The organism is Pseudomonas sp. dw_358 (assembly GCF_018449655.1).
GTDB lineage: Bacteria > Pseudomonadota > Gammaproteobacteria > Pseudomonadales > Pseudomonadaceae > Aquipseudomonas.
Map to the genome: position 1 here is coordinate 108,966 of NZ_JAAVUX010000003.1, position 19,728 is coordinate 128,693.

Genomic DNA, 19,728 nt, shown 5'->3' on the forward strand with positions numbered 1-19,728 from the left:
GCGGGTTTTTCCTGATCAGAGACGCGGTTCGACGCGGGTGCGCGAGCCGCCGGGTGGTGGCGTACGCGAAGGCAGGTCTGTCGCGTAGGACGGCCGTCCGGCACTGCCGAACGCCTCTTGCGGCTCAGGCTCCGGCGCCGGCGCCGAAGCGGCCGCAGCGGCGGCATCGGCCTGGGCCGCGCGACGGGCGTTGGCCTTGCTGAGGAACGGCCAGCGCAGCAACGCGAACACGAGGTATACCCCAAGGGCGATCATCGTGTACATCAACAGTTCAGAGAGGGTGCGCCAGGCATTGTTGCCGACCTTGAACACCAGGTCCAGGGCCGTCACGGCCAGCGCCGGGGCGTATTTTTCCTGGGCCGGATCGATCATCGTCGGCGACACCAGTGCCACCAGGCCGATCACCCGCAAAGGTTCGCGCAGCCAGCGCCACATCCAGCGAGTGATCCTGAACCACACCAGCAGGCAGCCCAAGGCGGCAACAGCGTAAATGGCCCATGCGTGCAGATAGTCGTTTTCGGTCATGGTTTTTTCATGGCTGGGAGTCCGGGGGGCGCTTATGATAACGGCTTTTCGCCCGACCGGCGCGCCGCATGGCGCCCAATGGCGGAGCCCGGACCTCGGAGAACTGCCCCAATGCCCGCACCCACGGCTCGAAAATCCCTTGGCGCTGACCCCTACGCCTGGCTCCAGGAGCGCGACGACCCGGCCGTCATGGCGCATCTGGAAGCCGAAAATGCCTGGCAGGAAGCCTGCCTGGCCGACGAGCAAGGCTTGCGCGAACGGCTGTTCGAGGAAATCAAGGCGCGCATCCGCGAGACCGACCTGTCCCTCGCCTCCCCCCTTGGGCCATGGCTGTATTACAGCCGCACCACCGCCGGCGACGAGTATGCCCGGCACTACCGCTGCCCACGCCCCATCGACGGCTCCTCCACGGTGGACGAAAGCGCCGAAGAGCTGTTGCTGGATCCCAATGAACTGGCCGCCAGCGGGTTTCTCTCCCTGGGCACCTTCAATGTCAGCCCCGACCACAAGCGCCTGGCCTACAGCCTTGACACCAGCGGCGAGGAAATCTATAGCCTGTACGTCAAGGAGCTGGGCAGCGGCTCGATCACGGCACTGCCGTTCGAGGACTGCGACGGCAGCATGACCTGGGCCAGCGACAGTCGGACGCTGTTTTTCGCGTCGCTGGACGAAACCCATCGGCCTTTCAGGCTGCATCGCCATACGCTGGGCATTGCAGGCAGCGAGCAAGTCTTCGAAGAACAGGACGGACGCTTCTTCCTGCACTGCTATGCCTCCAGCTCCGAACGCCAGTTGATCCTCCAAGTGGGCAGCAAGACCACCAGCGAAAACTGGGTGGTGGATGCCGCCCGACCCCACGACGGCTTTCGCTGCGTCGCCCCTCGGGTCGAAGACCACGATTACCACATTGACCACGGCCAGCTCGATGGCCGCTGGACCTGGTTCGTTCGCAGCAATCAGGCGGGCATCAACTTTGCTCTGTATCAGGTGCTCGATGATGCCCAGGTCCCCGGCCGCGAGCGCTGGGAGCCGTTGATCGCCCATCGCGACGACGTGATGCTCGAAGGCGTGACCCTCAATGCCTCGGCCTACACCCTGAGCCTGCGTGAAGGCGGCCTGCCGATCATCGAGGTCCATGCCCGAAATGCCGCGCCTTACCGCGTGGAATTGCCTGATGCGGTCTACAACCTCTACCTGTATGACAGCCTGGAGTTCACCAGTGCCCAGGTCCGCCTGCGTTACGAGTCTCTGAACCGCCCCGGCCAGGTGCGGCAGTTGAATCTGGTCGACGGCCACCAGGAGGTGCTCAAGCAGACCCCGGTGCTGGGCAGCTTCAGCGCCGACGATTATGTCAGCCAGCGTCTATGGGCCACCGCCCCTGATGGCGTGCAGGTGCCCATCAGCCTGGTGATGCACCGCAGCGTGGTCGGCCAGACGGTGCCCCTCTATCTCTACGGCTACGGCGCCTACGGCTCGAGCCTTGACCCATGGTTCTCCCATGCGCGCCTGAGCCTGCTCGACCGCGGTGTCGCCTTCGCCATCGCCCACGTGCGCGGTGGCGGCGAACTCGGCGAGGCCTGGTACCGGGCCGGCAAACAGGAACACAAGGCCAATACCTTCAGCGATTTCATCGCCTGCGCCGAGCACCTGATCGAACAAGGCATCACCCGCGCCGAGCAACTGGTCATCAGCGGCGGCAGCGCCGGGGGCATGCTGATTGGCGCGGTGGTGAACCAGCGTCCGGAACTGTTCAAGGCTGCCATTGCCGAAGTGCCTTTCGTCGATGTGCTCAATACCATGCTCGACCCCGATCTTCCACTGACCGTCACTGAATACGACGAATGGGGAAACCCGGAAGATCCGCAGGTGTATGCGCGCATCAAGGCCTATGCTCCTTATGAAAATGTGCAGGCTCAGGGCTACCCGGCCATGCTGGTGATTGCCGGCTACAACGACAGCCGGGTGCAATACTGGGAGGCCGCCAAATGGGTGGCTCGGCTGCGCGAATACAAGACGGACGACCACCTGCTGTTGCTCAAGACCGAATTAGGTGCCGGGCATGGCGGGATGAGCGGTCGCTATCAGGGGCTGCGTGACGTGGCACTGGAGTACAGTTTTGTATTCAAGGTGCTTTCTGTTCAGGAAGCCGGGTTGGTGCAACAATCAGCGAACGACGCAGGCCATGTGCCAGTGCTTCCCCAGACGATAAAAAATCGAAGAACGTGAGCCATGACTGACCAAGCGATGCTCAAACAGGAAATACGTGACAAGCTGATGGACTGCGGGCTGTTCAATCATATTCCGCCGGTGGAGCTGACCACGGCGGCCGGCTATTTCATCATCAGTTCGATGAAGAAGGGCGAAGAGATCTTCCATGAAGGCGACGCTGGCACCTTCATGTGCATCATCCACTCGGGCCATGTGTCGGTGCAAAAGACCAACCAGGACAACGTCCAGGTGGAAATGGCGGTGCTGCGCAAGGGCACGTTCGGGGAAATGGCCGTTCTCGACGGTGAGCGTCGCTCGGCCACCTGCATCGCTGCCACCGACTGCTACCTGCTGAACCTGGGCAAGGACTCGCTGGACAAGATGATCAACGATGCGCCCAAGGTCGCAGCCAAGATCATCCGCGCGCTGGCCGTAGCGCTGTCACGCCGGCTGCGAATGGTCGACGGCCAGCTGTTGGCCAAACAGGCCTGAGCTGGCGTGAACCAGACACTCATGTGCCCGGCGCCCGCGCCTTGTTCTCCACACTCCCCAGCGCCGATGAGTCTTGCTCCTTCGGCGGGCTGGGTGCCTTGATCGTCGGCAACAGCGGCGAGTCGTGGTTGATACCGCCGTTGCCGGGCGGGGGCGGTACCGTCAACTGCGGGTAAGGGGTCGGCGCCGGAGCACTGGACGCACCTGCACCGGGTGTTCCCGGACCGAAAGGCGCGTCTTCGGCCACGGCAACGCCTATCCAGCAGGCCAGGCCGATAACGACCGACAACATGATTGACTTCATTGATGCTTCCAACTCTTGCCTGACCATCCGGGTTTGAAGTCGTGGAGGCTACTACTAACAGGATCAACATGAAACGTTTCGTATTACTCGACACCGCGCCCATTCCAGAAAACGGCGGTGCCTTGTGCCTCTTCGAGTATGGCGAAGACTTTGTCATCAAGATCCAAGGCGGCGATGGCGGGCAGCTGATGAATACGCGCATGCACGGATCAGAAGATGCGCTGGCCGAAATCCCCTGCCGCAAAGTCGCCGGACGCCCCGGTTCCCGAGTGCTGATCGGCGGTCTGGGCATGGGCTTTACCCTGGCCGCCGCGCTCAAGCAACTGGGCAAGACGGCGGAGGTGGTGGTGGCCGAACTGGTCCCCGGTGTCGTCGAATGGAACCGCGGCCCGCTGGGCGAAAAAGCCGGTCGCCCGCTGGATGACCCGCGCACGACCATCCGTCTGGAGGATGTGGCGAAGGTGATCCAGGCCGAGCCTCAGGGCTTCGACGCCATCATGCTGGATGTCGACAATGGACCCGAAGGGCTGACACAGAAAGCCAACAGCTGGCTGTACTCCAGCGGCGGCCTCGGCGCCTGTGCCAAGGCGTTGCGCAACAAGGGCGTGTTGGCAGTCTGGTCGGCCAGCGCCGACCGGCAGTTTTCCGACAAGCTACGCAAGGCCGGCTTCAAGGCCGAGGAAGTCCAGGTGTTTGCCCATGGCAACAAGGGCACGCGGCACACCATCTGGATCGCGCAGAAGCTGTAGAATGAGCGCCTACCGTTATCAGCCCGAGGTGAACCCATGAGTTCGTCCACGCCCCACACCGCCAAACTCGACAAGATCCTGGCCGAAGCCCAGCGCGAACGCGAAAGCGGCTACCGCGACAAGGCACTGAAGATGTACCCCCACGTCTGCGGCCGCTGTGCACGTGAATTCGCCGGCAAGCGGCTGAGCGAACTGACCGTGCACCACCGCGACCATAACCATGACAACAACCCCCAGGACGGCTCCAACTGGGAGTTGCTGTGCCTGTACTGCCACGACAACGAGCATTCGCGGTACACCGACCAGCAGTATTACGGCGAAGGCTCCACCAGCAGCCCGACCATAGCCAAGGCGACCCATAACCCCTTCGCGGCCCTCGCCGGCCTGATGAAGAAGGATTGAGCGTGGCCAACAAACGTTACAGTTGTATCGGCCTGTTCAACCCCAAATCACCTGAGAACGTCGGCTCCGTAATGCGAGCCGCCGGCTGCTATGGGGTCAATTCAGTGTTTTACACCGGCAAGCGTTATGAGCGAGCCCGTGACTTCATCACCGATACCAAGCGCATCCACTATGACATTCCGCTGATCGGCATCGACGACCTGCAGAAGATCATCCCGCTGGGCTGCACGCCGGTGGCGGTGGAGCTGGTGGACGGCGCGCGCCCGCTGCCGGAGTACACCCATCCAGACCGTGCCATCTACATTTTCGGCCCGGAAGACGGCAGTCTCGACGCCAGCATCCGCGACTGGTGCGAGGACACCATCTACATCCCCACCAGTGGCTGCATGAACCTCGCCGCCACCGTCAACGTTGTGCTTTACGACCGCATGGCCAAGGGCAACAACACCCGCTCCGGGCCCAAATTCAAGTAAGCCCGAGGGAACAGCCCGGCACTTTGGCAGTCAGCTTATTATCAATGCCCATCAGGAAGCGATCATGAGCGACAACAAAGCCTTGCAACTGCTGAACACACCTTTCACCACCCCCGCCGAGCACAATGTGCACGGCTGGGAGCGCGCAGGTTCCCTCGCCGCCGGGGTGATCCTGCTAGGCAAGGGCGTGGCCCGCGGTGGGATTTTCGGGCTGGTGCAGATCGCCTTGGGCGGTGTTGCCCTGAAACGCGGTTTTACAGGCCACAGCGAAGCCAAGAGCATGCTCCAGCGGGGTCGTGAAAGCCTGGATGAAGCGCGGGGTTCGATCGAGCGTGCGGGAGATGAGCTGGTTCAGCTCAAGGACAAGGCGGTTCAGGCCACCAAAGAGGCAACCGTGACCGGAAATGATGCGCTGGATACGCCCAAGGTGTGATGGCTGACGAAACACGCCTGCAGGACCGTGCTTGCGCGGTCCTGCAGGGTTCGCCAGACCAGTTTCTACATTTCTACCTGCGTCCCCAACTCGATCACCCGGTTCACCGGCAAACGGAAGAACCGCAAGTTGCCGTTGGCGTTCTTCAACATGAACGCGAACAACCCTTCACGCCAGCGCGCCATGCCCATGATCTTCGAAGGGATGACCGTTTCCCGACTGAGGAAGTAGGTTGTGCGCATCGGGCTGAAGTCCAGCTCCGGCAGGTGGCACAACTTCAAGGCCGCCGGCACGTCAGGCTCGTCCATGAAGCCGTAGTGCAGGATCACCCGGAAGAACCCCTCATCGAACGCTTCCACCTCGAACCGTTGCGACGGTGGCACGCGTGGTGTGTCTTCGTTGCTCACCGTCAGCAACACCACTTGCTCGTGCAAGACCTGGTTGTGCAGCAGGTTGTGCAACAGCGCATGAGGGACGGCGTCGGAGCGGGCCGTGAGGAACACCGCCGTGCCCTGTACCCTGTGGGGTGGCTGGATATGAATGCTGCTGATGAAGATCGGCAGCGGCAAGCCGCCCTCGTCGATATGGCCGGCCAGCAACTGCTTGCCACGCTTCCAGGTGGTCATCAGGATGAACAGCACCGTGCCCGCCAGGACCGGGAATGCCCCGCCCTGAACGATCTTCGGCACGTTGGCGGCGAAAAACAGACCATCCACCAGCAGGCAGACGATCAACACCGGGACAGCGAAGATCGGCGGCCATTTCCATAGCAGCAACATCACCGCCGACACCAGCAAGGTGGTCATCAGCATGGTTCCGGTCACAGCCACGCCGTACGCCGAGGCCAGTGCCCCCGAAGACTCGAAGCCCAATACCAGCAGAATCACGCCGCACATCAGCGCCCAGTTGACCGCTCCGATGTAAATCTGCCCCTGTTCATTGCTGGAGGTGTGCTGGATCTGCATGCGCGGGATGTAACCCAACTGGATAGCCTGCTGGGTCAGCGAGAACGCACCGGAAATCACCGCTTGCGAAGCAATCACTGTCGCCACCGTGGACAGGCCGATCAGCGGCAGCAGGGCCCAGCTCGGCGCCAGCAGATAGAACGGGTTGCGCGCAGCCTCGGCGTCACCGAGCATCAGCGCGCCCTGACCGAAGTAGTTGAGCACCAGGGCCGGCAGCACCAGGATGAACCAGGCGCGGGCAATCGGCTTGCGGCCAAAGTGGCCCATGTCCGCGTAGAGGGCTTCGGCACCGGTCAAGGCCAGCACCACCGCGCCGAGCACGGCCACCGCAATCCCGATATGTGCGGTGAAAAATCGCACGCCCCACTTCGGATTGAGCGCCTGCAACACCTCGGGGTGCTGGCAGATGCCGTAGACGCCCAGTGCACCCAGCACCAGAAACCACAGCACCATGACCGGCCCGAAGAGCTTGCCGATGCGCGCCGTGCCGTGGCGCTGGATCAGAAACAGCCCGACGAGGACGATCAGCGACAGCGGCACCACCCAGTGCTCGATGCCGTCGAACGCCAGTTCCAGGCCCTCGATAGCCGAGAGCACCGACACTGCGGGGGTGATCATGCTGTCGCCGTAGAACAGCGCCGCACCGATCAACCCGCACACCACCAGCGCCGCGCTGAGGCGCGGATAGCCCGCCGATGCTCGGCGAGCGAGTGCCGTCAGGGCCATGATGCCGCCCTCGCCCTGGTTATCGGCGCGCAGCACGAACAGCATGTACTTGATCGACACGACCCAGATCAGCGACCAGAAAATCAGCGACAAAATGCCCAGAACGCCATCGTGGTCGACACTGATGCCGTACCCGCCGGTGAACACCTCTTTAAGGGTGTAAAGCGGGCTGGTTCCGATGTCGCCATACACGACCCCCACGGCCGCCACCAACATGCCCAGCGGCTTGACCGCTGAATGTTCGGCACCTGCCGCACTGCTTGCCTGAGACATCTACCACTCCTGAAACGATGCTTTCAAAACTTGACTGAGCTTGACGCGGCGAAGCATAGCGCAGCACTCGTCGTATTTCCCTGCATAATGCTGGTCAAGTGCGTTTGTCACCGCTAGAATTGCGCACTTTTTGATCAGAGGCGCCCATTGAGCGCCCAGCCAGGCCGTCCCCACCGGGCCGCTGTCATCACACCGAGGTTAGTCATGTCCACCGTCCCCACGTCCGCCGCCCCCAAGGTCGGCTTCGTCTCCCTGGGTTGCCCCAAGGCCCTGGTCGATTCCGAACGCATCCTGACCCAGTTGCGCATGGAAGGCTATCAGGTGTCGGCCAGCTACCAGGATGCCGACGTGGTCGTGGTCAACACCTGCGGCTTCATCGACACCGCCAAGGCCGAGTCCCTCGAGGCCATCGGTGAAGCCCTGGCCGAAAACGGCAAGGTCATCGTCACCGGTTGCATGGGCGTCGACGAAAGCGTGATCCGCAGCGTGCACCCCAGCGTGCTCTCGGTCACCGGCCCGCAGCAGTACGAGCAGGTGGTCAATGCTGTCCACGACGCCGTGCCGCCCAAACTGGACCATAACCCGCTGATCGATCTGGTGCCACCGCAAGGGGTGAAACTGACCCCTCGTCATTATGCGTACCTGAAGATTTCCGAAGGCTGCAACCACAGCTGCAGCTTCTGCATCATCCCTTCCATGCGCGGCAAGCTGGTCAGCCGTCCGGTGGGCGACGTGCTCGACGAAGCCCAGCGCCTGGTCAAGGCTGGCGTCAAGGAGCTGCTGGTGATCTCCCAGGACACCAGCGCCTACGGCGTCGACGTCAAATACCGCACCGGCTTCTGGAACGGCCAGCCGGTCAAGACCCGCATGACCGAACTGTGCGAAGCCCTGAGCAGCCTCGGCGTGTGGGTGCGCCTGCACTACGTGTACCCATACCCCCACGTCGACGAGCTGATTCCGTTGATGGCCGCCGGCAAGATCCTGCCGTACCTGGACATCCCGTTCCAGCACGCCAGCCCCAAGGTGCTCAAGGCCATGAAGCGTCCTGCGTTCGAGGACAAGACCTTGGCGCGGATCAAGAACTGGCGCGAACAGTGCCCGGACCTGATCATTCGCTCGACCTTCATCGTCGGCTTCCCGGGCGAAACCGAAGAAGACTTCCAGTACCTGCTGGACTGGTTGACCGAAGCGCAACTCGACCGCGTGGGCTGCTTCCAGTACTCGCCGGTGGAAGGTGCACCGGCCAACCTGCTCGACCTGCCGGTGGTGCCGGACGAGATCAAGCAGGAGCGTTGGGACCGCTTCATGGAGCACCAGCAAGCCATCAGCGCCGCACGCCTGCAATTGAAGATCGGCCGCGACATCGAAGTGCTGATCGACGAAGTCGACGAGCAAGGCGCCGTGGGCCGCTGCTTCTTCGACGCCCCGGAGATCGACGGCAGCGTGTTCATCGAAACCACCGCCGACATCAAGCCTGGGGACAAGGTGATGTGCCGGGTGGTGGATGCCGATGAATATGATTTGTGGGCCGAATTGATCTGACAGCAACCAATTCTGCCGGACCGATCGGGCTCGTGCACGAGTCCGATCGGTCCGGCAGAAACAAGACCGCACGGTCTCATGCCATTCCTGTGCTAATTTTCATGCACCCCCCTCACCCCAAGGGCTGCGATGCGTGACGAACTGGAAGTCTTCACTCCCCACCCCAGCGAATACCCGGAACTGGCCCAGCTCTGGGAAAAGTCCGTCCGTGCCACCCATCACTTTTTACCCGACAGCTACATCAGGCTGTTGCGCCCTCTGGTGGAAAACCATTACCTGAACGCCGTGATGCTGATCTGCTGCCGCGACCGGCGCGGTTACATGACGGGCTTTGCCGGCATTGCCATGGGCAAGGTGGAAATGCTGTTCATCCACCCCCGCCACCGTGGCCACGGCATCGGCACCCGCTTGTTGCAATATGCCGTGCTACACCTCAATGCCAGCGAGCTGGAAGTCAATGAACAAAACCCCAAGGCTTTGGGGTTTTATCGAAAGCAAGGCTTCGAAGTCATCAGCCGCTCGCCCGTCGACGGCATGGGCCAGCCCTACCCGCTACTGCGCATGCGCCGGGTGCAAGCGCAATCTGCGCGGGCTTAAAGACGCCCAGGCGAGTACACTAACGCCCTTTCTTTACAGCGGCTCCCGTCATGTCTGAACCCATTCGTCTCTCCAAGCGCCTCATCGAACTGGTGGGTTGCTCCCGCCGCGAGGCCGAACTGTTCATTGAGGGCGGTTGGGTAACGGTGGACGGGCAAGTCATCGACGAGCCGCAGTTCAAGGTCGAGGCCCAGGCCGTGGTGCTGGACCCCGAAGCCAAGGCCGTGGCGCCGGAGCCGGTGACCCTGTTGCTGCATCAACCCGCCGACCTGAGCCTGGAACAGGCCTTGGCACTGCTGATACCCGATCACCTCGGTGATGAGCACCGCTATGGCAAGCGCCCACTCAAGGGCCACTTCGTGCGCCTGACCTGCGCGGGCGAGTTGCAAGCCCATGCCGGGGGCCTGCAGGTGTTCACCCAGGACTTTCGCATTCTGCGCAAACTGGCCGACGACAAAGGCAAGATCGAACACGAATACCTGGTCGAGATCAAAGGCGAGATGAGCCCTCACGGCCTCAACCGCCTGCACCACGGTGCGACCTACAAAGGCCGCGAGCTGCCACCGGTCAAATGCAGCTGGCAGAACGAGACTCGCCTGCGCTTTGCCATGAAAAACCCGCAGCCCGGCCTGCTCGCCCAACTGTGCGCCAGCGTCGGCCTGACCATCGTCTCCATGCGCCGCCTGCGCATCGGTGGCGTGTCCATGGGCAAGCTGCCCGCAGGGCAGTGGCGCTACATGGCCAATAACGAAAAGTTCTAACCCCTTTTGGCGCACCGGACTGTCGGTGCCACTCTTTCAGGATCTGCCCAATGATTCACAACGACGTATTGCGCAGCGTGCGCTACATGCTGGACATCAGCGATGCCAAGGTCCTCGACCTCATCCAGCTTTCGGGATTTGCCGCCACCAAGGAAGACGTGGCCGGCTGGCTGAAGAAGGATGAGGAAGAAGGTTTTGTGCATTTGCCTGATGAAGCCATGGCGCATTTTCTCGATGGTCTGGTGGTCCTCAAGCGCGGTCGCGATGAAACCCGGCCGCTGTTGCCGGTGGAGCTGCCGGTCACCAACAACGTCATCCTGAAAAAGCTGCGAGTGGCCTTCGAGCTCAAGGAAGACGACCTGCACGCCATCCTCAAGGCGGCAGACTTCCCGGTGTCCAAGCCGGAGCTCAGCGCACTGTTTCGCAAGTTCGGCCACAACAACTACCGCCCCTGCGGCGACCAGTTGCTGCGTAACTTCCTCAAGGGCCTGACCCTGCGCATACGCGGCTGATCAAGCCGATGACCTATGCCGTGACGCCCGTGGGCTTCGTGCGCTCCTGTTTCAAGGAGAAGTTCGCCATCCCCCGTCAGCCCCAGCTGGCACCGGCCGCCCGCGGCGTGCTGGAGCTGGTGGCGCCGTTTGACAACGGCGATGCGGTGCAAGGGCTGGAGCACGTCAGCCATGTGTGGTTGATCTTCCTGTTCCACCAGGCCCTGGAAACCACACCTCGCCTGAAAGTACGACCACCGCGCCTTGGCGGCAACAAGACCATGGGCGTGTTCGCCACACGGGCTACGCACCGTCCCAACGGCATCGGCCAATCGGTGGTCAAGCTGGACCGCGTCGAAGCCTCGCGCCTGTATGTGTCCGGCATCGATCTGCTGGACGGAACCCCGGTGCTGGACATCAAGCCCTATGTGCCCTACGCCGATCAGGTGGACGATGCCGTGAACGCTATCGCCAGCGCGGCGCCGCAGCTTATCGAGGTGCAGTGGGGTGACGGGGCGTTGTTGCAGGCACGCGAACATGGGCAGCGCTTGGCTGAGCCGTTGGTCGAGCTGATCGAACAGTGTCTGGCTCAGGATCCGCGGCCGGCCTATCAGGTACCAGCGCCGGAGCGAGTGTATGGCGCGAAGCTCTGGGATGTCGATGTGCGCTGGCACTATCCGCAGGCGGGGGTAATCTGCGTACTGACAGTCACCCCGTAGGACCGCGCCGGACCGGCGCGCTCCTGTGGCAAGGGGAGATCACTTCTCGACGAATGCGCGCTCGATCAGGTAGTCACCCGGCTCGCGCATACGTGGCGAAACGGTCAGACCGAAGCTGTTCAGCACTTCACTGGTCTCGTCGAGCATGCTCGGGCTGCCGCACAGCATTGCGCGATCGTCCTGCGGGTTGATCGGTGGCAGACCGATGTCGCTGAACAGCTTGCCGCTGCGCATCAGGTCAGTCAGGCGGCCTTCGTTTTCGAACGGCTCGCGGGTCACGGTGGGGTAATAGATCAACTTGTCCCGCAGGGCTTCACCGAAAAACTCGTTTTGCGGCAGGTGCTCGGTGATGAATTCGCGGTAGGCGACTTCGTTCACGTAGCGCACGCCGTGGCACAGAATGACCTTTTCGAAACGCTCGTAGGTTTCAGGGTCCTGAATGACGCTCATGAATGGCGCCAGACCAGTGCCGGTGCTCAGCAGGTAGAGATGCTTGCCCGGCTTGAGGTCATCAAGGACCAGAGTGCCGGTGGGCTTCTTGCTGATGATGATCTCGTCGCCTTCCTTGAGGTGCTGCAGCTGCGAGGTCAGCGGACCGTCTGGAACCTTGATGCTGAAAAACTCCAGATGTTCTTCCCAGTTCGGGCTGGCAATCGAATAGGCACGCATCAGAGGCCGGCCGCTTTCCTGCTGCAAGCCGATCATCACGAACTGCCCGTTCTCGAAGCGCAGGCCCGGATCACGGGTGCACTTGAAGCTGAACAGGGTGTCGTTCCAGTGATGAACACTGAGAACTCGTTCGTGGTTCATGTTGCTCATGGGACTTGGGCTCCTCGAAAATACGCGTGCGCCGACAAAAGCGCGATTGCGCACTATTCTAAAGGCAGCCACAATATCTGTTAACTGAATTATCAAGATATGGGTTATCGGTTATATAGATATGCGATTCACGCTCCGGCAACTCCAGGTCTTCGTCACCGTCGCTCAGCAGGAAAGCGTGTCCCGCGCTGCCGTGCTGTTGTCCCTGTCGCAATCGGCCGCCAGCACATCCATCACCGAGCTCGAACGCCAGTCCAGCTGCCAACTGTTCGACCGCGCCGGCAAGCGCCTGAGCCTCAATGCGCTCGGCCAACAGCTGCTGCCCCAGGCCGTCGCCCTGCTCGACCAGGCCAAGGAAATCGAAGACCTGCTCAATGGCAAATCCGGATTCGGCTCTCTGGCTGTCGGCGCCACGCTGACCATCGGCAATTACCTGGCGACCCTGCTCATCGGCCGCTTCATGCAGCTACACCCGGAAAGCCAGGTAAAGCTCCAGGTGCACAATACTCAGCACGTGGTGCAGCAGGTCGCTCACTACGAGATTGACCTGGGCTTGATCGAAGGCGATTGCAGCCACCCGGACATCGAAGTAAAACCTTGGGTCGAGGACGAACTGGTGGTGTTCTGCGCGCCTGACCACCCTTTGGCGCGCCAGGCGCGGGCAAGCATGGAGGAGCTGACCCATGAAGCGTGGATCTTGCGCGAACAGGGTTCAGGTACGCGCCTGACCTTTGATCAGGCCATGCGCCACCACCGTTCGGCGCTGAACATCCGCCTGGAACTGGAGCACACCGAGGCCATCAAGCGGGCGGTGGAGTCAGGACTGGGGATTGGCTGCATCTCGCGCCTCGCGCTGCGCGACGCGTTTCGTCGCGGCAGCCTGGTCGCCCTGGAGACACCCGATCTGGACCTGCTGCGACAGTTCTATTTCATCTGGCACAAGCAGAAGTACCAGACCTCGGCGATGCGCGAGTTTCTCGACCTGTGCCGCGTCTTCACCGCGGGGGTGCGGCGCAGCGACGAGATCGTCCTGCAAAGCATTGTTTGAGCCGCGTTACAGCAGGATGACCGCCCAGACTAGCGCAATGGCGGTCAGCGCGACGAACTGAGCGGCGCTGCCCATGTCCTTGGCGTTCTTCGACAAGGGGTGGAGGTCCAGTGAAATGCGGTCGATGGCCGCCTCGATTGCCGAATTGAGCAATTCGACCATCAACGCCAACAGGCACACGGCAATCATGATGGCCCGCTCGGCACGGCTGACATTCAGCAGAAAGCTGCACGGCACCAGTATCACGTTGAGCAACACCAGTTGGCGAAACGCGGCTTCGCCGGTAAAGGCGGCCCGCAGACCGTCGAATGAGTAGCCGGCGGCATTGACGATACGTTTAAGGCCGGTCTGGCCCTTGAATGGCGACATATAAAGGGTCTGCTACTTATAAAAGGGGGGGAATGTACGCGGGCTCAGGTCAAAAAAACGTGAACCCATCAGCTTGACGAAATTGATTCCAACTGTTGCAACAGCAAGGCCGCCTGGGTCCGGGTGCGCACGTTGAGCTTGCGGAAAATAGCCGTCACATGAGCCTTGATCGTGGCCTCGGAGACGCTGAGCTCAAAGGCGATCTGCTTGTTCAGCAAGCCTTCACAGACCATCGTCAGCACCCGGAACTGCTGAGGGGTCAGACTGGCCAGGCCTTCGCTGGCGGCCTTGGCTTGCGCCGAAACGCTGATGACCTCGAAGGCCTGCGGCGGCCACCAGGCATCACCGTCGAGGATCGCCCGCACGGCCTGCTGAATCACTTCCAGCGAACTGGATTTGGGAATGAAGCCACTGGCACCGAACTCCCGCGACTTGACCATCACCGATGCCTCTTCCTGCGCCGAGACCATTACCACCGGAATCTGTGGGTATTGACCACGCAGTAGTACCAGCCCGGAAAACCCGTAGGCACCCGGCATGTTGAGGTCCAGCAGAACCAAGTCCCAGTCCGACTTCTCGTCCAGGCGCGTCTCCAGCTCGGCGATGCTCGCCACTTCCACCAGGCGCACGCCGCTGGCAAGCCCAAGGGTCAGCGCTTGATGCAAAGCGCTGCGAAACAGCGGGTGGTCGTCGGCGATCAGGATTTCGTACGTGGCCATCTATCGTGGTTCATCCTGTGCAATGCAGGTCAGTGGGGCAGGCGGCCCAAGAATGACGAGCGCGACCGGGGCGGTCAAGCCTGCAGGAACGGACGCAGAAACTGGTGGCTCGCATCCTCATGATCCACCGGCAACCGTGCTTTGCCACACAGGTAGTGGGCACTGAACACGTCAAGATAGGCATCCAGTACCTGCGCCGCGACTTGATCGCCTGCCAGCTCCAGACAGAGCGCCGCGACTTCAGCGGTGCAAAAATGCTCGTCACGCTTGGAGCGGCGCAATTTGTAGCGCGATATTTGTTCAGGGGCCAGGCTCAACACCGGCAGACGATCCAGGTAGGGGCTCTTGCGAAACATTTTGCGCGCCTGGGTCCAGGTAGCGTCCAGAAGAATGAACAATGGCCGCCTGCCTTCACTGCAGGTGACTTCACTGACCACCCGTTGCGGCTCGACAAACTCGCCCGGAAACACCAGATAAGGCTGCCACTGCGGGTCATTCAGCAGCGCCAGCAAGCCTGGGTCGACGTCAGTGCGCTCCCATTCGAAGGCGGTGGTCTGCTCGATCACATCGGCGATCAACCAGCCGGTGTTGCTGGGTTTCAGGGGTTCGCCCTTGGACATGATCAGGCACATGGCCGAACGGGCTTCAACACCCGGTTTCCAGGCGCACAGGCAATAATCGGCCAGGACCCGGCAGCGCGGACAGCGCGGTGCTCGCCAGCCACGCATGGCTTCCGCTGGATCGCCCTGGACAAGGCGCCGGGCGCGCAGATGGAAGACGGCGTGGGTCATGGAAGTCACTGGCAGGTATCGAGGAGAGGGCGCGCATTCTAGCAGTCGCTGAGCGAGGCTTCACCTGCCCGAGGTAGTCCCTGCACGCGCGACGTCCTATAATCCACCGCCAATTGTGAACGCATACCCGGATGACAGGTCCAAACCCACTGTCACCGAACCAGGAGAGATGCATGCTGCGCTTTATCGTCCCGTCCGTTGCCCTGTTGCTGGCTTTGCCTGTGGCTGTTCAGGCTGCGTCCAAACAGGATTACGAACTGAACAAGATGCTCCAGGAAGTGGCCCAGCAAAGCAGCGTCGGCACTCCGCGAGATATCAGCGAAGACATCATCGATCAGGGCTATACCGTTCAAGGCAAGGAGCTGATCGACCACCTGAGCGTACGTGAAGGCCAGGCCGCACAGATGCGTGCCGACCCCAAGACTGTCTACTTCCAACTGGGCGCCAGCGTCTGCCGCAACGACGGCTATCGTCAACTGATGGCCAAGGGCGCGATCATGCGCTATGACTTCACCGAGTACCAGACCAACCGTGAAATCATGACCCAGCGTTTCAAGGCCAGCGATTGCGAGGCCAAGGCGCCGGCCAAGAAAAAACAGTAGTCAGCCGTGGCTCCCGTCGACGCGCCGTTGCTCATCTTCGGCGCGCATCTCAGCCACCAGCGCCTGCACATAGCGCGAGTGGCGCTCCCCTCCCCCCAATCGCCGCAGGCATTCCTGCTCCAGGGTCAACTGATTGACCTGGGCGGCCTCTTTGAGCATGGCGTAGACACGCTCGTCGACCTCAAGCATGAGCCTGGCCATTCGTATCTCCTTGATAGTCCGTTGATCGGCGTCCTGCTTCTTCAAGTAAATCAGAACCCGTCACCGGCTGTCTCCGACCTGACCAGCGGCCGTTCCCTCTGCGCGATGGGTCAGAGAAAAGGTTGCCAGTCATTTTTCCCAGGGCCATGATCAATGCCCTGCCGCCGTGCGAACGGCGCCCAAGGAGAGTTGAATGCCCTATAAATCCGATGATGCGCTAGCCCACCATTTCAACAGCAAGGGCCTGGACCTTACCACCAGCATTGAACGGCAGCTGGCTCAGGTGGCGCCCGGCAGCGCCAACCTGCCGCTCTATCGCGACATGCTGCTCACGGTACTGCGCATGGCCGAAGACGACCGCAACCGCTGGAACGCCAAGATCACCCTGCAAACCCTGCGTGAACTGGAACATGCCTTTCGCCTGCTGGACCGGTTCAAGACCCGGCGCAAGGTCACCGTGTTCGGCTCGGCCCGCACACCTGCCGAACACCCTTTGTATGCGCAAGCCCGGGAGCTGGGTGCGGCACTCGCGGCAACAGGCCTCATGGTCATCACCGGCGCGGGCGGCGGCATCATGGCGGCAGCCCATGAAGGAGCAGGGCTTGAGCACAGCCTCGGGTTCAACATCACTCTGCCCTTCGAACAGCATGCCAATGCAACCATGGAAGGCAGCCACAACCTGCTGCCGTTCCACTTTTTCTTCATTCGCAAGCTGTTCTTCGTCAAGGAGGCCGACGCGCTGGTGCTCTGCCCCGGCGGCTTTGGAACGCTGGACGAGGCGCTGGAAGTGCTGACGCTGATCCAGACCGGCAAAAGCCCTCTGGTCCCGGTGGTCTTGCTCGATACCCCGGACGGGCGATTCTGGCACGATGCATTGACGTTCATTCGCAATCAGCTGGAAGCCCATCGCTACATCCTGCCCAGTGACTTGAAACTATTGCGCTTGGTGGATAGCGCCGAAGCGGCCGTCGAGGAGATCAACCGCTTCTACAGCAACTTCCATTCAAGCCGTTGGCTGGACAACCTGTTTGTGATTCGAATGCATCATGCCCTGAGCAGCGCGACGCTAGACCGCCTGCAGACCGAGTTTGCCGATATCAAGTTGAGCGGCGACTTCCAGCAGCATGCCGGCAACAGTGAAGCCCTTGATGACCCACACTTCGTCCACCTGGACAAGTTGACCTTCGTGTTCAACGGCAGGCATCACGGGCGGTTGCGGGAGTTGGTGGACTGTATCAATGAGGCGGGGAATTGGAGGACTGAATCCGAAGGAAAGTGACCTTGCAGGGCTGCCCGGGCTCGCGTACGAGCCCGGCTTACAACTGACTCAATCGTCGATATCACGCCCACTCAGCAAGCGCCCAACCATGTCCATCGAGTAGCCTCGATACACCAGAAACCGCGTTTGCCGAGCACGCTCGCGCATGTCGGCAGGCAGGCATCCGGCGAACTTGCGCTGCCAGGTATCGGTTAACTGCACAGCCCAGTCAAAACCGCATTCCCGTAACGCCTGTTCGACGTCCGGACGGGCCAGACCACGCTTGTTAAGTTCTTCACGGATACGCGCCGGCCCATAGCCAGAGCGAGCCCGGTAACCGATAAAGCTTTCCAGGTAGCGGGCTTCGGACAGCAGCCCTTCTTCAGCTAGACGATCGAGTTCGACACCAATCATTTCATCGCTGGCGCCGCGCTGGCGCAGTTTACGCGTCAGCTCGACTCGACCATGCTCGCGACGAGCGAGCAGGTCCATGGCAGTCCGTCGTACGGCGACGGGTGTATCGAGTACCGCTGGCATGCTTAGAAGTCAGCGTCGGCGTCAACCAGATCATCCGCCGGAGAGTCGGCAACTACGGCTGCCTTACCTTTGGCCTCTTTGGCTTCCTTGGCACTGGCATCCTTGACGTCCTGAGCCGCTTGGCCGCCAGTGAGCAACTTGTCGCGAATCTGCTTCTCGAGGGTAGCGCCAATCTCCGGGTTGTCCTGGAGGAACTTGGCCGAGTTGGCCTTGCCCTGGCCGATCTTGCTGCCCTGATAGCTGTACCAGGCGCCGGACTTCTCCAGCAGACCATTGGCCACACCCAGGTCGATGATCTCGCCGTTGAGGTAGATGCCCTTGCCGTACAGAATCTGGAACTCAGCCTGACGGAATGGCGGTGCCACCTTGTTCTTTACAACCTTGACGCGGGTTTCACTGCCGACCACTTCATCGCCTTCCTTCACCGCACCGGTACGACGGATGTCCAGACGAACCGAAGCGTAGAACTTCAGCGCGTTACCACCGGTGGTAGTTTCCGGGCTGCCGAACATCACGCCGATCTTCATGCGGATCTGGTTGATGAAGATAACCAGGCAGTTGGCGTTCTTGATGTTGCCGGTGATCTTGCGCAGCGCCTGAGACATCAGACGGGCCTGCAGGCCGACGTGCATGTCGCCCATCTCGCCTTCGATCTCAGCCTTGGGCACCAGAGCAGCCACGGAGTCGACGATGATCACGTCAACGGCATTGGAACGCACCAGCATGTCGGTGATTTCAAGGGCCTGCTCACCGGTGTCCGGCTGCGACACCAGCAGGTCGTCGACATTGACGCCCAGCTTGCCAGCGTACTCGGGGTCCAAGGCATGCTCGGCATCGACGAACGCACACGTGGCGCCACTTTTCTGCGCCTGGGCGATGACCGACAGGGTCAGCGTGGTTTTACCCGAGGACTCCGGGCCGTAGATTTCGACGATACGGCCTTTAGGCAGACCGCCGATACCCAGCGCGATGTCCAGACCGAGCGAGCCGGTCGAGATGGCCGGGATCGCCTGGCGGTCGTGATCGCCCATGCGCATGACGGCGCCTTTGCCGAATTGACGTTCGATCTGACCCAGGGCCGCAGCCAAGGCACGCTTCTTGTTGTCGTCCATTGAAGTCCTCACGTAATCAATAAGGCCGGAAGGCCTGAACACCTGTATAAGTAGCCAGTATTATTCCACAGTGGTTGGCGCGCGCCTACCCCTGTGTTGGTATTTCTCCTGCGGCAAGGTGTAACAACCCCTCTAGCGCGGCGATCACCGTTTGTCGGCGGACTGCTTCACGATCCCCCGAGAACTGCCGGCGCACGCTGTAGGTCTGCGCACCATCGGCCCACGCCAGCCACACGGTGCCCACCGGCTTCTCGGCCGAACCGCCGCCGGGACCAGCCACCCCGCTGACCGCCACTGCGAAACGCGCGGCGCTTTTATCTCGAGCGCCACTGGCCATGGCCTCCACGACTTCGCGGCTGACCGCGCCCACCTGCCCGAACAACGTCGTTGGTACGTCCAATTGCCGGGTTTTCTGAGCATTGGAATAGGTGACGTAACCCGCCTCGAACCAGGCTGAACTGCCGGCGATGCGGGTAATGGCCTCGGCGATGCCGCCACCGGTGCAGGATTCCGCCGTACTGACCTGGGCATCCAGGTCGCGCAAGCGCTGCCCCAAAGTGGTGGCGAGGGTGGTGACAGCATCCATGGCAACGACTCCCAGACATTTGAATG

The 19,728-nt window shown here is 61.6% G+C and carries 24 protein-coding genes and 1 pseudogene; 14 read left to right on the forward strand and 11 right to left on the reverse strand.

From position 1 onward, the window contains the following. Positions 1 to 15: 15 nt before the first annotated feature. A complete protein-coding gene (locus tag HB675_RS06370; protein ID WP_213876793.1) occupies positions 16 to 525 on the reverse strand; it encodes an MFS transporter in 510 nt (169 codons plus the stop codon). A 111-nt stretch (positions 526 to 636) separates the two neighbouring features. Between HB675_RS06370 and HB675_RS06375 the strand changes: the two are divergent. Both HB675_RS06375 and HB675_RS06380 read left to right on the forward strand, forming a co-directional pair. Continuing rightward, positions 637 to 2,670 (forward strand): annotated as a pseudogene (locus HB675_RS06375) (S9 family peptidase); the annotation flags it as partial. 84 nt (positions 2,671 to 2,754) lie between these two features. Further along, a complete protein-coding gene (locus HB675_RS06380; protein ID WP_213876797.1) occupies positions 2,755 to 3,225 on the forward strand; it encodes a cyclic nucleotide-binding domain-containing protein in 471 nt (156 codons plus the stop codon). A 19-nt stretch (positions 3,226 to 3,244) separates the two neighbouring features. Here HB675_RS06380 and HB675_RS06385 read toward each other — a convergent pair whose 3' ends face one another. Next, entirely contained in the window at positions 3,245 to 3,517 is a 273-nt protein-coding gene (locus tag HB675_RS06385) for a hypothetical protein (RefSeq protein WP_213876798.1), read from the reverse strand. Positions 3,518 to 3,597: 80 nt separating this feature from the next. Here HB675_RS06385 and HB675_RS06390 point away from each other — a divergent pair, with 80 nt between their 5' ends. From HB675_RS06390 to HB675_RS06405, 4 genes are all read left to right on the forward strand, one after another. Further along, on the forward strand, positions 3,598 to 4,278 hold the full coding sequence (locus HB675_RS06390; RefSeq protein ID WP_213876800.1) for a hypothetical protein: 681 nt from the start codon (positions 3,598 to 3,600) through the stop codon (positions 4,276 to 4,278). A 36-nt stretch (positions 4,279 to 4,314) separates the two neighbouring features. Further along, on the forward strand, positions 4,315 to 4,680 hold the full coding sequence (locus tag HB675_RS06395; RefSeq protein WP_213876802.1) for a YajD family HNH nuclease: 366 nt from the start codon (positions 4,315 to 4,317) through the stop codon (positions 4,678 to 4,680). A gap of 2 nt (positions 4,681 to 4,682) precedes the next feature. Continuing rightward, positions 4,683 to 5,153: an RNA methyltransferase gene (locus HB675_RS06400; RefSeq protein ID WP_213876804.1), complete on the forward strand. Its 471-nt coding sequence runs from the start codon at positions 4,683 to 4,685 to the stop codon at positions 5,151 to 5,153. Positions 5,154 to 5,217: 64 nt separating this feature from the next. After that, positions 5,218 to 5,586 carry a DUF2892 domain-containing protein gene (locus HB675_RS06405; protein ID WP_213876807.1) on the forward strand — a complete coding sequence of 123 codons (369 nt, stop codon included), beginning with the start codon at positions 5,218 to 5,220 and terminating at the stop codon, positions 5,584 to 5,586. 65 nt (positions 5,587 to 5,651) lie between these two features. Here the strand turns inward: HB675_RS06405 and HB675_RS06410 are convergent, their stop codons facing one another. Then, the gene (locus HB675_RS06410; protein ID WP_213876809.1) at positions 5,652 to 7,550 is read right to left on the reverse strand and encodes a potassium transporter Kup; all 1,899 of its coding nucleotides are present in this window, start codon (positions 7,548 to 7,550) and stop codon (positions 5,652 to 5,654) included. Between the two features lie 204 nt (positions 7,551 to 7,754). Between HB675_RS06410 and rimO the strand changes: the two genes are divergently transcribed. The 5 genes from rimO to tsaA all read left to right on the forward strand — a co-directional run bounded on the left by rimO (position 7,755) and on the right by tsaA (position 11,660). Next, positions 7,755 to 9,092 (forward strand): 30S ribosomal protein S12 methylthiotransferase RimO, encoded by a 1,338-nt coding sequence (gene rimO / locus HB675_RS06415; protein WP_213876811.1) that lies wholly within the window; start codon positions 7,755 to 7,757, stop codon positions 9,090 to 9,092. Between the two features lie 129 nt (positions 9,093 to 9,221). Further along, complete coding sequence (locus HB675_RS06420) at positions 9,222 to 9,689, forward strand: GNAT family N-acetyltransferase (protein WP_213876813.1); 468 nt, start codon at positions 9,222 to 9,224, stop codon at positions 9,687 to 9,689. A gap of 50 nt (positions 9,690 to 9,739) precedes the next feature. Next, positions 9,740 to 10,450 carry an rRNA pseudouridine synthase gene (locus HB675_RS06425; protein ID WP_213876815.1) on the forward strand — a complete coding sequence of 237 codons (711 nt, stop codon included), beginning with the start codon at positions 9,740 to 9,742 and terminating at the stop codon, positions 10,448 to 10,450. Positions 10,451 to 10,500: 50 nt separating this feature from the next. Then, positions 10,501 to 10,962, forward strand: a complete 462-nt coding sequence (locus HB675_RS06430; RefSeq protein ID WP_213876817.1) for a DUF1456 family protein — start codon at positions 10,501 to 10,503, stop codon at positions 10,960 to 10,962. 8 nt (positions 10,963 to 10,970) lie between these two features. Then, the gene (gene tsaA, locus HB675_RS06435; protein ID WP_213876819.1) at positions 10,971 to 11,660 is read left to right on the forward strand and encodes a tRNA (N6-threonylcarbamoyladenosine(37)-N6)-methyltransferase TrmO; all 690 of its coding nucleotides are present in this window, start codon (positions 10,971 to 10,973) and stop codon (positions 11,658 to 11,660) included. Positions 11,661 to 11,699: 39 nt separating this feature from the next. Here the strand turns inward: tsaA and fpr are convergent, their stop codons facing one another. Further along, positions 11,700 to 12,479: a ferredoxin--NADP reductase gene (fpr, locus tag HB675_RS06440; RefSeq protein ID WP_213876820.1), complete on the reverse strand. Its 780-nt coding sequence runs from the start codon at positions 12,477 to 12,479 to the stop codon at positions 11,700 to 11,702. A gap of 121 nt (positions 12,480 to 12,600) precedes the next feature. Between fpr and HB675_RS06445 the strand changes: the two genes are divergently transcribed. Then, on the forward strand, positions 12,601 to 13,527 hold the full coding sequence (locus HB675_RS06445; RefSeq protein ID WP_213876822.1) for a LysR family transcriptional regulator: 927 nt from the start codon (positions 12,601 to 12,603) through the stop codon (positions 13,525 to 13,527). 6 nt (positions 13,528 to 13,533) lie between these two features. Here HB675_RS06445 and HB675_RS06450 read toward each other — a convergent pair whose 3' ends face one another. From HB675_RS06450 to HB675_RS06460, 3 genes are all read right to left on the reverse strand, one after another. Continuing rightward, positions 13,534 to 13,896 (reverse strand): diacylglycerol kinase, encoded by a 363-nt coding sequence (locus HB675_RS06450; RefSeq protein WP_213876824.1) that lies wholly within the window; start codon positions 13,894 to 13,896, stop codon positions 13,534 to 13,536. A gap of 68 nt (positions 13,897 to 13,964) precedes the next feature. Continuing rightward, on the reverse strand, positions 13,965 to 14,615 hold the full coding sequence (gene erdR, locus HB675_RS06455; RefSeq protein ID WP_213876826.1) for a response regulator transcription factor ErdR: 651 nt from the start codon (positions 14,613 to 14,615) through the stop codon (positions 13,965 to 13,967). Between the two features lie 74 nt (positions 14,616 to 14,689). Then, on the reverse strand, positions 14,690 to 15,406 hold the full coding sequence (locus HB675_RS06460) for a tRNA-uridine aminocarboxypropyltransferase (protein WP_213876828.1): 717 nt from the start codon (positions 15,404 to 15,406) through the stop codon (positions 14,690 to 14,692). Positions 15,407 to 15,579: 173 nt separating this feature from the next. Here HB675_RS06460 and HB675_RS06465 point away from each other — a divergent pair, with 173 nt between their 5' ends. Continuing rightward, entirely contained in the window at positions 15,580 to 16,008 is a 429-nt protein-coding gene (locus HB675_RS06465) for a quorum-sensing-regulated virulence factor family protein (RefSeq protein ID WP_213876830.1), read from the forward strand. Here HB675_RS06465 and HB675_RS06470 read toward each other — a convergent pair whose 3' ends face one another. Then, on the reverse strand, positions 16,009 to 16,209 hold the full coding sequence (locus tag HB675_RS06470) for a hypothetical protein (RefSeq protein ID WP_213876832.1): 201 nt from the start codon (positions 16,207 to 16,209) through the stop codon (positions 16,009 to 16,011). A gap of 193 nt (positions 16,210 to 16,402) precedes the next feature. Between HB675_RS06470 and HB675_RS06475 the strand changes: the two genes are divergently transcribed. Next, positions 16,403 to 17,488 carry an LOG family protein gene (locus tag HB675_RS06475; protein WP_213876834.1) on the forward strand — a complete coding sequence of 362 codons (1,086 nt, stop codon included), beginning with the start codon at positions 16,403 to 16,405 and terminating at the stop codon, positions 17,486 to 17,488. A 48-nt stretch (positions 17,489 to 17,536) separates the two neighbouring features. Here HB675_RS06475 and recX read toward each other — a convergent pair whose 3' ends face one another. The 3 genes from recX to HB675_RS06490 form a co-directional block, all read right to left on the reverse strand. Beyond that, positions 17,537 to 18,004 (reverse strand): recombination regulator RecX, encoded by a 468-nt coding sequence (gene recX / locus HB675_RS06480; protein WP_213876836.1) that lies wholly within the window; start codon positions 18,002 to 18,004, stop codon positions 17,537 to 17,539. A 2-nt stretch (positions 18,005 to 18,006) separates the two neighbouring features. Beyond that, the gene (gene recA / locus HB675_RS06485; protein WP_213876838.1) at positions 18,007 to 19,116 is read right to left on the reverse strand and encodes a recombinase RecA; all 1,110 of its coding nucleotides are present in this window, start codon (positions 19,114 to 19,116) and stop codon (positions 18,007 to 18,009) included. Positions 19,117 to 19,201: 85 nt separating this feature from the next. After that, positions 19,202 to 19,702 (reverse strand): CinA family protein, encoded by a 501-nt coding sequence (locus HB675_RS06490; protein ID WP_213876840.1) that lies wholly within the window; start codon positions 19,700 to 19,702, stop codon positions 19,202 to 19,204. Between the last annotated feature and the right edge of the window lie 26 nt (positions 19,703 to 19,728).

Bases quoted from the DNA above. Each gene is read 5' to 3' on its own strand.
- HB675_RS06370 (WP_213876793.1), bottom strand. From the start codon at position 525: ATGACCGAAAACGACTATCTGCACGCATGGGCCATTTACGCTGTTGCC.
- HB675_RS06380 (WP_213876797.1), top strand. From the start codon at position 2,755: ATGACTGACCAAGCGATGCTCAAACAGGAAATACGTGACAAGCTGATG.
- HB675_RS06385 (WP_213876798.1), bottom strand. From the start codon at position 3,517: ATGTTGTCGGTCGTTATCGGCCTGGCCTGCTGGATAGGCGTTGCCGTG.
- HB675_RS06390 (WP_213876800.1), top strand. From the start codon at position 3,598: ATGAAACGTTTCGTATTACTCGACACCGCGCCCATTCCAGAAAACGGC.
- HB675_RS06395 (WP_213876802.1), top strand. From the start codon at position 4,315: ATGAGTTCGTCCACGCCCCACACCGCCAAACTCGACAAGATCCTGGCC.
- HB675_RS06405 (WP_213876807.1), top strand. From the start codon at position 5,218: ATGAGCGACAACAAAGCCTTGCAACTGCTGAACACACCTTTCACCACC.
- HB675_RS06410 (WP_213876809.1), bottom strand. From the start codon at position 7,550: ATGTCTCAGGCAAGCAGTGCGGCAGGTGCCGAACATTCAGCGGTCAAG.
- rimO (WP_213876811.1), top strand. From the start codon at position 7,755: ATGTCCACCGTCCCCACGTCCGCCGCCCCCAAGGTCGGCTTCGTCTCC.
- HB675_RS06420 (WP_213876813.1), top strand. From the start codon at position 9,222: ATGCGTGACGAACTGGAAGTCTTCACTCCCCACCCCAGCGAATACCCG.
- HB675_RS06425 (WP_213876815.1), top strand. From the start codon at position 9,740: ATGTCTGAACCCATTCGTCTCTCCAAGCGCCTCATCGAACTGGTGGGT.
- HB675_RS06430 (WP_213876817.1), top strand. From the start codon at position 10,501: ATGATTCACAACGACGTATTGCGCAGCGTGCGCTACATGCTGGACATC.
- tsaA (WP_213876819.1), top strand. From the start codon at position 10,971: ATGACCTATGCCGTGACGCCCGTGGGCTTCGTGCGCTCCTGTTTCAAG.
- fpr (WP_213876820.1), bottom strand. From the start codon at position 12,479: ATGAGCAACATGAACCACGAACGAGTTCTCAGTGTTCATCACTGGAAC.
- HB675_RS06445 (WP_213876822.1), top strand. From the start codon at position 12,601: ATGCGATTCACGCTCCGGCAACTCCAGGTCTTCGTCACCGTCGCTCAG.
- HB675_RS06450 (WP_213876824.1), bottom strand. From the start codon at position 13,896: ATGTCGCCATTCAAGGGCCAGACCGGCCTTAAACGTATCGTCAATGCC.
- erdR (WP_213876826.1), bottom strand. From the start codon at position 14,615: ATGGCCACGTACGAAATCCTGATCGCCGACGACCACCCGCTGTTTCGC.
- HB675_RS06460 (WP_213876828.1), bottom strand. From the start codon at position 15,406: ATGACCCACGCCGTCTTCCATCTGCGCGCCCGGCGCCTTGTCCAGGGC.
- HB675_RS06465 (WP_213876830.1), top strand. From the start codon at position 15,580: ATGCTGCGCTTTATCGTCCCGTCCGTTGCCCTGTTGCTGGCTTTGCCT.
- HB675_RS06470 (WP_213876832.1), bottom strand. From the start codon at position 16,209: ATGGCCAGGCTCATGCTTGAGGTCGACGAGCGTGTCTACGCCATGCTC.
- HB675_RS06475 (WP_213876834.1), top strand. From the start codon at position 16,403: ATGCCCTATAAATCCGATGATGCGCTAGCCCACCATTTCAACAGCAAG.
- recX (WP_213876836.1), bottom strand. From the start codon at position 18,004: ATGCCAGCGGTACTCGATACACCCGTCGCCGTACGACGGACTGCCATG.
- recA (WP_213876838.1), bottom strand. From the start codon at position 19,116: ATGGACGACAACAAGAAGCGTGCCTTGGCTGCGGCCCTGGGTCAGATC.
- HB675_RS06490 (WP_213876840.1), bottom strand. From the start codon at position 19,702: ATGGATGCTGTCACCACCCTCGCCACCACTTTGGGGCAGCGCTTGCGC.